Source organism: Streptomyces sp. NRRL WC-3549 (assembly GCF_000721935.1).
Taxonomy (GTDB): Bacteria; Actinomycetota; Actinomycetes; order Streptomycetales; family Streptomycetaceae; genus Streptomyces.
In genome coordinates this window covers 62,873-71,240 of the sequence record NZ_KL585411.1, presented here as the reverse complement: position 1 = coordinate 71,240, position 8,368 = coordinate 62,873, and the positions used below count along the sequence as shown (strand labels likewise).

General features: G+C 75.2%; 6 protein-coding genes and 3 pseudogenes. 4 read left to right on the top strand and 5 right to left on the bottom strand.

Annotation, left to right across the window (positions count from 1 at the left end; genetic code table 11):
- The 3 genes from IH13_RS0120380 to IH13_RS0120370 form a co-directional block, all read right to left on the bottom strand.
- Positions 1 to 823, bottom strand: an 823-nt coding sequence (locus IH13_RS0120380) for a TIGR04222 domain-containing membrane protein (RefSeq protein ID WP_031086484.1), incomplete at its 3' end; no start/stop codon positions are given.
- Positions 820 to 2,148, bottom strand: coding sequence for an MbnB/TglH/ChrH family RiPP precursor modification enzyme (locus IH13_RS0120375; protein ID WP_031086482.1), 1,329 nt, complete (start codon positions 2,146 to 2,148; stop codon positions 820 to 822). The genes IH13_RS0120375 and IH13_RS0120380, both read right to left, overlap by 4 nt.
- 502 nt (positions 2,149 to 2,650) lie before the next feature.
- Positions 2,651 to 3,388 carry a peptidyl-tRNA hydrolase gene (locus tag IH13_RS0120370; protein WP_031086480.1) on the bottom strand — a complete coding sequence of 246 codons (738 nt, stop codon included), beginning with the start codon at positions 3,386 to 3,388 and terminating at the stop codon, positions 2,651 to 2,653.
- Positions 3,389 to 3,460: 72 nt separating this feature from the next.
- Here IH13_RS0120370 and IH13_RS44775 point away from each other — a divergent pair.
- Together IH13_RS44775 and IH13_RS0120355 are read left to right on the top strand one after the other, a co-directional pair.
- A pseudogene (locus IH13_RS44775) lies at positions 3,461 to 3,826 on the top strand (AIM24 family protein); the annotation flags it as partial.
- A gap of 100 nt (positions 3,827 to 3,926) precedes the next feature.
- Positions 3,927 to 4,118, top strand: coding sequence for a hypothetical protein (locus tag IH13_RS0120355; protein ID WP_031086478.1), 192 nt, complete (start codon positions 3,927 to 3,929; stop codon positions 4,116 to 4,118).
- Between the two features lie 15 nt (positions 4,119 to 4,133).
- Here IH13_RS0120355 and IH13_RS0120350 read toward each other — a convergent pair whose 3' ends face one another.
- Together IH13_RS0120350 and IH13_RS0120345 are read right to left on the bottom strand one after the other, a co-directional pair.
- The gene (locus IH13_RS0120350) at positions 4,134 to 5,036 is read right to left on the bottom strand and encodes a polysaccharide deacetylase family protein (RefSeq protein WP_031086476.1); all 903 of its coding nucleotides are present in this window, start codon (positions 5,034 to 5,036) and stop codon (positions 4,134 to 4,136) included.
- Positions 5,037 to 5,135: 99 nt separating this feature from the next.
- A complete protein-coding gene (locus tag IH13_RS0120345; protein ID WP_031086474.1) occupies positions 5,136 to 6,548 on the bottom strand; it encodes an alkaline phosphatase PhoX in 1,413 nt (470 codons plus the stop codon).
- 395 nt (positions 6,549 to 6,943) lie between these two features.
- Here IH13_RS0120345 and IH13_RS44770 point away from each other — a divergent pair.
- Positions 6,944 to 7,834: pseudogene (locus tag IH13_RS44770) on the top strand (MFS transporter); the annotation flags it as partial.
- A gap of 16 nt (positions 7,835 to 7,850) precedes the next feature.
- Positions 7,851 to 8,368, top strand: a pseudogene (locus IH13_RS44765) (MFS transporter); the annotation flags it as partial.

Sequence of the window (8,368 nt, the reverse complement as noted above, 5' to 3'; positions counted from 1 at the left end):
CCCCGGCGCACCACGCAGCGGCCCCGCCCGCGCCGACGGAGGTGGTCCTGCCACCGTGCCGGGGGGAGCGGTGCCGGGCCGCGGCCAGCAGGTGGTCCCTGAGCTCCGGGAAGGGGGCGGCGCCGGGGCCCCGGGCCGCCACGAAGTGGGCCGGGTCGCTCGCGTGGGCGTGGGTGGCCCGGTGCTGGTGGGCGGCCAGGCGCCCCGCCTCGGTGAGCCGCGCCCTGGCGGCCGACGCGGTGGTCAGGCCCACGGCCGCCCCGGCGACCAGGAACGGCAGCACCTTGACGAAGAACGGGAACGGGACGTCCGCGTACCCCTCGTGCAGGGCGTACTGCGCCACGGTCGCGGCGATGCTGACGGGAATGGCGACCACGCATCCGATGCCCAGGACGAGGGCCCAGCGGCGGCGCGCCCGGTTCTTGCCGGGCGCGGTCAGCAGTCCCCGTGCCGCCAGCCCGTCACCGATCTCCTGCACCGCCGGGTGCCGCATGACGGACTCCCGCAGCGTGTGCAGCGCGCCGCTCGGCGCGGCGGCCAGTTCCTGGAGCACCGCGCGCTCCACCGCGTCCCGGGCCTCGGCCCGCCGTACGGCGACGATGCCGGGCCCGCCTATCACCATCCGGCCGTCCGCGTACAGGGCGGTGAGCGCGGTGTCGACGACCCTGGCCGGCCCTCCGCCGAGGAAGGCGGCCTCCTGGAGGTCGTGCACCCACGGGTTCCTCCCGGCGCTCCGGCGGCGGGAGGCGCGCGCGGACAGGAGGAGCAGCAGCGCCGAGGAGACCACCACGGTGAGGTCCAGCAGGAACGCGAGGGCGTTCAACGCGCTCCCCTTCCCGCCCGGGCTCCGGCGAGGGCGGTGCGCGCCGCCCGGGCGACGCGGGTGCCGCGGCGTGGCGGGCGCGGGGCGGACCGTTCCCGCCACCAGCGGGTCAGTTCGCGCCGGGCCGCGTCGTCGGCCGGGCGTCCCGCGATGAGCAGGTGCTCCGCGAAGTCGAGGGCGTCGCGGCGGTGACCGCCGGACAGAGGACGCGTCCTGGCGTACGAGAGGAACGCGGTCCGGTAGCCGTCGCCGAGGATCCGCGGGAGCTCCGGGGCGACCTTGGCGACGACGTCGGCCCGCTTGGCGGCCAGGGCGCGGCTCTGCACGGCCAGCCGCCGGTGGTCGAAGCGCTCCGGCGCGGGCGTGCCCGCGACCAGCGCCGAGAGCAGTGCGGTCTGCGCCACCGCGACCCGCTCCCGGGCGCCCGGCGCGGACACCGGGCGTGCGGCGGCCGGGTCCGGCGTCCGGACGGGGGACGGCGTCCGGAGCGGGGGCGGTGTGGCCGCCGCGGCGGCCAGTGTGGTCCGGATCGCGGTGAGTTCACCCGCCAGCTCCCCGGCCGGCGGGAAGGCGTCGTCGCGTTCCAGCAGCACGCCCGGCGGGTCCACCCGCGCACGCAGTTCCGTCAGCACGTCCAGGACGGGACGCGTCACCGGGTGGGCGTGGGTGTCGTGCCAGACGCCGTCCCTCTCGACGCCGCCCGCCACATGGACGTACGCGATGGCCTCCACGGGCAGTTCGTCGAGCGCGGTCGCGGGGTCCTCACCCCGGTTGACGTGGTTGGTGTGGAGGTTGGCCACGTCGATCAGGAGGCGTACGCCGGTGCGCTCGACCAGTTCCGCCAGGAACTGGCCCTCGGTCATCTCCTCGTCCGGCCAGGCGATCAGCGCGGCGATGTTCTCCAGGGCGAGCGGTACGGGCAGTGAGTCCTGGGCGATCCGGACGTTCTCGCACAGCACCTCCAGCGCGTCCCGGGTGCGCGGCACGGGCAGCAGGTGGCCCGCCTCCAGCCCCGGGGACGCGGTGAGCGGCCCGCCGGCCCGTACGAAGGCGATGTGCTCCGTCACGAGCGGTGCGTCCAGCAGCGTGGCCCGCGCGGCGAGTGCGGCGAGGCGGTCCGGGTCCGGTCTCGCCGCTCCGCCCAGGCCCAGCGAGACGCCGTGCGGGACGACGGTGACCCCGCGCTCCCTGAGCCGTGCGAGGGGGCCGGGGAGATGGTCCCCGCAGATGTTCTCCGCGACCGCCTCGACCCAGTCGATGCCCGGCAGTTCCTCGACGGCGTCCGCGATCTCCGGGCGCCAGCCGATCCCGATTCCCAGCCTCATGGTGTCCCCTCCCCGTTCCGTGCAGGGGTGATGGCCCCGTGGGGCGGAACCGAATCCCGAAGCGGGGACGTTCAGAGGTGGATTTGAGGTTCCCGGAGCCGCGGCCTCCCGCACCGGGGCGGGCCGCGACGCGGGCTCCCCCGGGGAGGGCCACAGGCCCCCGGACCGCCCCGTTGTCCGCTCCTGACCCTTCGGGAGGGCCGGACGGAACACAGCTGACCTGCGCGCACACCGTGCACGGTGAGCGCGGGAGGGGGTGAGGCCGCCGGATCCACGTCACGGCCCGGGCGGGATTCGCCGTGGCACCGTCGAACCGCCGCGCGGAACGGACGTGTTCGGGCGGTGCCGGCGCCCCGGCCCCCGCGGACCGCGCGGGTACGGCGCCGGCCCGGACCACGGGGCCCGGGGCGCGGGGCGCGGTCGTGGACCGTGCCCCGGGCCCCGTGGTCGTGGACCGCCGTTCGGCCCCGGGGCCACCGGCCCGCGCGTCGGCCCCGTGGGGTCAGCGGCGCAGGGCCGGGTGGTCCGCCACGACGGTGCACGAACCCGGGGCGATCTCGGTGAACCCCGCGTCGCGTACCACCGGCAGTCCGCTCGCGGTCAGCTCACGCCAGCGGCCGGGCTCCGCAGCCGCGACGGAGAGCGGGAAGCCGGCCTCGCGCCACGCCTTGCGCTCGGTGTCCGACAGCTCCCACCACGCGAGCTGCGCACCGTGCCCGGCCTGCGCCATCGTCTTGCCCGCCGACATGTCCAGCTCCGGGTTGAGCCAGAGCACCGGACCGCTCCCGTCGGGCGCCGGCGGGGGCTCCGGGTCGTCCAGCTCCGTACCGGACACCTGGAGCTTGGCCAGCTCCTTGGGCCAGCCGTCCAGCGGGATCGGCGGGAACACCCGCACCTCGGCGTGCGCGCCCGTGACCGTGATCCCGGGCAGCGCCGACGCCTTGCGCCACTCCGCGCCGCGCGCCCGGCGCACCACCTTGCGGATCCGGGCGTCCTGCCAGTCCCGCATCGCCCGCGCCCACTCCCCGTCGCCCAGCGAACGTTCGTCCGAGAGGACGGTGAGCACGGCGCGCGCGGCGGTCTCCAAGGCGTCGGTGCGCGCGGGGGGATCGGTCTTCTCCAGGTGCACCACCAGCGGAAGCACGTACTGCGGTGCCTCGTCGCGGGGAGTCGGCTCCGTGCGGAACGGGCTGTCCGCGGGCGTCGCGGGAAGGGGCTGGGGAAGGTCGTCGCTGCTCACGGCGTCCAGTCTGCCAGGCCCCCGGACGGCGGCTCGTGGCGGAACGAGTGGTGCCGGGTGAGGGCGCACGCCCTGGGGAGCGACCTCTCTTCGAGCGCGCACATGGCCCAGCAGGCCCCCGCACCCGGTATCACCCTGGAGAACGCCGAGTCCGTCACGTGCACGGTCGACGGTGAGACGCACGTCAGGGATCGATGATCGCCTTCCGGGGCGACCGCCAGTTCGAACGCAAGGGCCAGGGCACCGGCGGCTTGCTCAAGCGCGCGGCAACCGGCGAGGGCCTCCCCGCTCATGGCGGTACGCGGTCAGGGCGAGGCCTGGTTCGCCCACGAGGCGGCGAATCGCCTCAGCGTGGAGAGGCAACGGGGCGGCGTCCTGACGATCAACGGCCGCGACGTCCTCTGCTTCGACCCCGCGTGCACGTCGAAGGCGCCAACGGCACCGGCAGGTCGGCCCCGCTGCGGGTGCTCTTCGCCCCCGCGCCGGCCGCCGGCACCGCACGGCCCGCCTCGCTGCGGCGCTGAGTACGCTCGTACGCATGGACGACGCCTACTGCGAGACACCCGCTCCGAGGCCTGTGCCCGGGGACGCGGACGAGGGCAAGGGCGGGCCGTACGCCGAGTGCGTGCTGTGCCGGGAGCCGACGGAGTACCCGGAGTCGACGAAGGGCGCCACCCTGTGCCCGGTCTGCGCCTGGCAGGAAGGGGGCCGCACGGCCTGCTCCGGCTGAGCCGGAGCCGTGGCCTCAGCCCCGCATCAGCTCGGAGACCTTCACGAAGCGGTACCCGCGCTCGCGCAGCGCCGGGACCACCTGGCGTACCGCCTCGCCGGTGACCGGCGCGGCACTGCGCGTGCAGTGCATGACGACCAGCGAGCCCGGCTCGACCCCGTCCAGCACCTGTTCGGCCACCGCGTCCGCGTCGGTGGCGAAGGCGTCGCCGCTGACGACGTCCCACTGCACCGCCGTCACGCCCGTCGGGGCCAGGGCCTTGCGCGACGCGTCGTCGTAGCAGCCGCCGGGGAAGCGGAAGTACGGCACCACCTGGCGCGCCCCCGTCTTCCGGATCGCGTCGAACGCCCGCTCCACCTCGCCCCGCATGCCGCCCTCCTCGACGGTCGGCAGCCCGTAGCAGGGCGAGGAGAAGGCGTAGTGGCTGTACGAGTGGTTGGCGATCTCGAACAGCGGATCGGTGCCGATCGAGCGGGCCTGGTCCGGATACTCCTCGGCCCACCGGCCGGTCATGAAGACGGTCGCGGGCACCTTCAGCCGGCGCAGCAGCGCGATCAGCTCCGGATTGTCGAAGTGCTCCCCGGCCTCGGCGCGCGGCCCCTGGTCCGCGGTCATGTCGGCGTCGAAGGTGAGTGCCACGACCTTGTCGTCCGCGGCCTCGCCGCCCCGCCCGGGGGCAGCGGAACCGGGGGTGGGGGAGCCGGGGCCGGTGGCCGGTCCGGCCGGTGCCCGGCGTTCGAACACCGGGGTCAGACCGGCCGGGCCGGGGGCCATGGTGGGCGGTCCCTCCATCCGTTCCGGAGCCGTCTTCGCCGCCGGGCCCGGACTCGATGCGGGGGCCGGGGTCCCGGCGCGGGTGGCCTCCGGGCCGCCGCAGCCCGCGAGAACCACCCCGCCCAGAATCGCCAGTGCTGTCATCCTATGAACTGATTTGATCACTGAAGGACGCTAGCTGACGGGTCGTCGGTTCCGTGCGCGGCGCTCCGGCCGCCGCCGAGGGGCGCCGCGCACGGTCGCTCAGCGCCAGGGGCCCGTCACCGCGAACGTGGTGCCCGGCGTGTAGCAGTTGACGAACATCGTCCTGCCGTCCGGTGCGAACGTGACCCCGGCGAACTCACCCCATTCGGGCTCTTCGGCGGTCCCGATGTTCTGCCGCCCCCGGGCCATCGGATAGACCTCGCCCTGCCGCGTCACCCCGAACACGTGCTGCGCGCCGCCGCCGTCCTCGCACACCATCAGCCCGCCGTCGGCGGCCAGGCAGATGTTGTCCGGGGACTCCCCGGGCAGCTCGATGTCCGTGTCCGGGCCGAAGACGACCACCAGGGTCAGCCGGCGCTTCCGGGGCTCGTACCGCCACACCTGGCCGAAGTGGTCGGCCGCGGCCCCTTCGGCGCTGTGCGCGAAGCTGGAGACGAAGTAGACGGACGAGCCGCCCCAGTAACACCCCTCCAGCTTCTGGGCGTGGGTGATCCCCTTCGGGCCGAAGTCCTGGAACCGGATCGGTGTGCCGGAGGCCTGCGGGTCCGGGACCGGCACCCACTCGATCCGGTCGAACCGCGCACCCGGCTCCTGGACGGTGGAGAGGTCGGGCACCCCGGGCACCCGCATGGCCTCCAGGTCGCCGCCCGCCCGCAGTGAGCCGGTCCCGCCGAGCGGCTTCTCGGGGAGGAACCGGTAGAACAGGCCGAACGGGTGCTCGAAGGCGTCCTCGGTCTCGTACACGATCCCGTTCTCCGGGTCGACCGCGACGGCCTCGTGCTGGAAGCGGCCCATCGCGGTCAGCGGCACCGCGCCGGTGCGGTGCGGGTCCGCGCCGTCCACCTCGAAGATGAACCCGTGGTCCTTGGTGTACCCGTTGGTGCCGGCCTTGTCCTCGGTCTCCTCGCAGGTCAGCCAGGTGTTCCAGGGGGTGCGGCCGCCCGCGCAGTTGACCGCCGTACCCGCGATCGCGACCCGTTCGCCCAGGACGTGGCCCCGGCCGTCGAGTTCCAGGGCCGTGCAGCCGCCCTTGCCCATCGGGTCGTAGGTGAGGCCCTCGACCGTGGGGACTCCGATCGCGGCGTAGTCCCGGTTCTCGTGGTTGCGCACCAGATGGGTCCGGCCGCGACGGCCGGCGAAGGCGGCCATGCCGTCGTGGTTGCTGGGCACCGGCCCCTCCCCGGAGCGCAGCGGGTCGCCCTCGCGGGAGAGGACCCGATAGCGGAAACCTTTCGGCAGGTCGAGCAGGCCGTCCGGATCGGGCAGGAGGGGGCCGTAACCGCTGTGCCCCCGGGCGGCGGAGGTCCCGGTGAAGAGCTCGGTGAAGGCTCCGGTGAACGCGATGGACGCGGCGGCGGCGCCGCTCGTGGCGAGGACCTGCCGTCGTCCCGCCGGCCGGCGGGACGTGGACGCCGGGTGCGGGACGGAAGAGGTGCGGGGCGCGGATGACATGAGGCAACTCCCTGTGGGGGACGGGGTGACGTGACGATGTCGGCATCAGGTCTGCCCGGCCGGCCCGCCCGGTGAACGTCGCCGTGGTCAGGGGCCGGATCCCGGGCCGGTACTCCGGGGGAGCAGCGGCCGGAACGTGCACCCGGGGCCGGGCCGGGTGTCGAGTTCGAGCCGCCGTGGTGGGCCCTCGGCGATGGGCGCGGCGACGGAAGGACCCGGTCCGGAACCGGGGCCCCGCTCGTCCGCGGCCGCGTCGGGCACCCGGTGGAAGCGGCTCCTCGTCACCCGTCACTTTCCGGCGGGGCGATCGTTCCGGAAGTGTTCCGCGTACGCGGCTTCGAGGGGGTTCTGATGCGCGAGACGACCACCACCCGGCCGCCCGTCGAGGTGTCCCGATGAGGTACCGGCCGCCTGCGCCGCGCGTATGGACCACGGCCGTGGTGTGCGCCGGACTGTTCATGCTGGGCATGGACGTCACCATCCTCAACGTGGCCGTACCCGACCTCCGGCAGGGCCTCCCGGCGAGCACCGCCCAGGTGCAGTGGATCGTCGACGGCTACGCCCTGGTCCTGGGCGGAACCGTCCTGTCCGTCGGGGCCTTCACCGACAGCTGGGGGCGCCGCCGCTCGTTCCTGAGCGGTGTGGCCCTGTGCGGCGCCGCGTCCTGGGCCGGCGCCGAGGCGTCCGCGCCGTGGCAGCTGATCGCCGCACGGTGCTGCATGGGGGCGGGAGCGGCCCTGCTGATGCCCGCCACGCTCGCCGTCATCCACCACACGTTCCCCGAGCCCGCGGAGCGGGCCCGGGCCATCGCCGTCTGGGCGGCCGTCGGCGGGCTCGGCGGACTCGGCGGGCCGCTCATCGGCGGCTGGCTGGTCGAGCAGTTCTCCTGGCGGGCCGCCTTCTGGATCAACGTGCCCCTCGCCGCCGCGGTCGTCACCGGGGCGGCGTTCCTGGTCCCCGAGTCCCGTGCCGCCCGGCGCAAGGGGTTCGACGCCCCGGGGGCCTCGCTGTCCGCGGGCGGCCTGCTGGCCCTGGTGTGGGCGGTGATCGAGGGTCCGCACCGGGGCTGGACGAGTGCCGCCACCCTCACCGGGTTCGCCGTCGCGGCTCTGCTGCTCACCGCGTTCGTGCTGTGGCAGTCCCGTACCCCGGACCCCATGCTCCCGCTCGGCCTCCTGCGCGCCCCGCACGTCTGGGTGGCCGCGACGGCCCTCACCCTGATGTCCTTCGCTCTCTTCGGCGCGCTCTTCGTCCTGACCCTCTACCTGCAAGGGGTGCTCGGCTACGGGCCGTTGGAGGCCGGTGTACGGACCATGCCGCTCCCCGCGGCACTGGCGGCGGGCGCGGCGTCCGGGCACCGGCCGGGCCCCGGGCGTCCGGCTCCCCGTCACCGGCGGGCTGGTCGTCGTCACCCTCGGCTTCCTCGTCCTGGCGACCACCGACGCCACGTCCGGCTACCCCCGCTGCCTGGTCTTCCAACTGGTCGCGGGGTTCGGCGCCGGTCTGGTGGCCGCCGCCGCCACGGAGTCCGTCATGGGGTCCCTGCCGTCCGACGCGGCGGCTCTCGGCTCCGCCGTCAACGACTCCACCCGGCAACTCGGCTCCGCCCTCGGTATCGCCGTCCAGGGCTCCCTCCTGACGACCGTCTTCACCGACCGTGCCGCCGCCCTGGGCCGCCGGAACGCCTCACCCCCGCTGACCGACGTCCTCGGACCCGGCCCGGCGGAGCTGCCGGAACCCCTGCGTTCCACCGTGGCCCTCGGCGTACGGGAGGCGTTCACCGACGCGATGACGGTGACCGCGCTCGCGGCGGGGGGGGG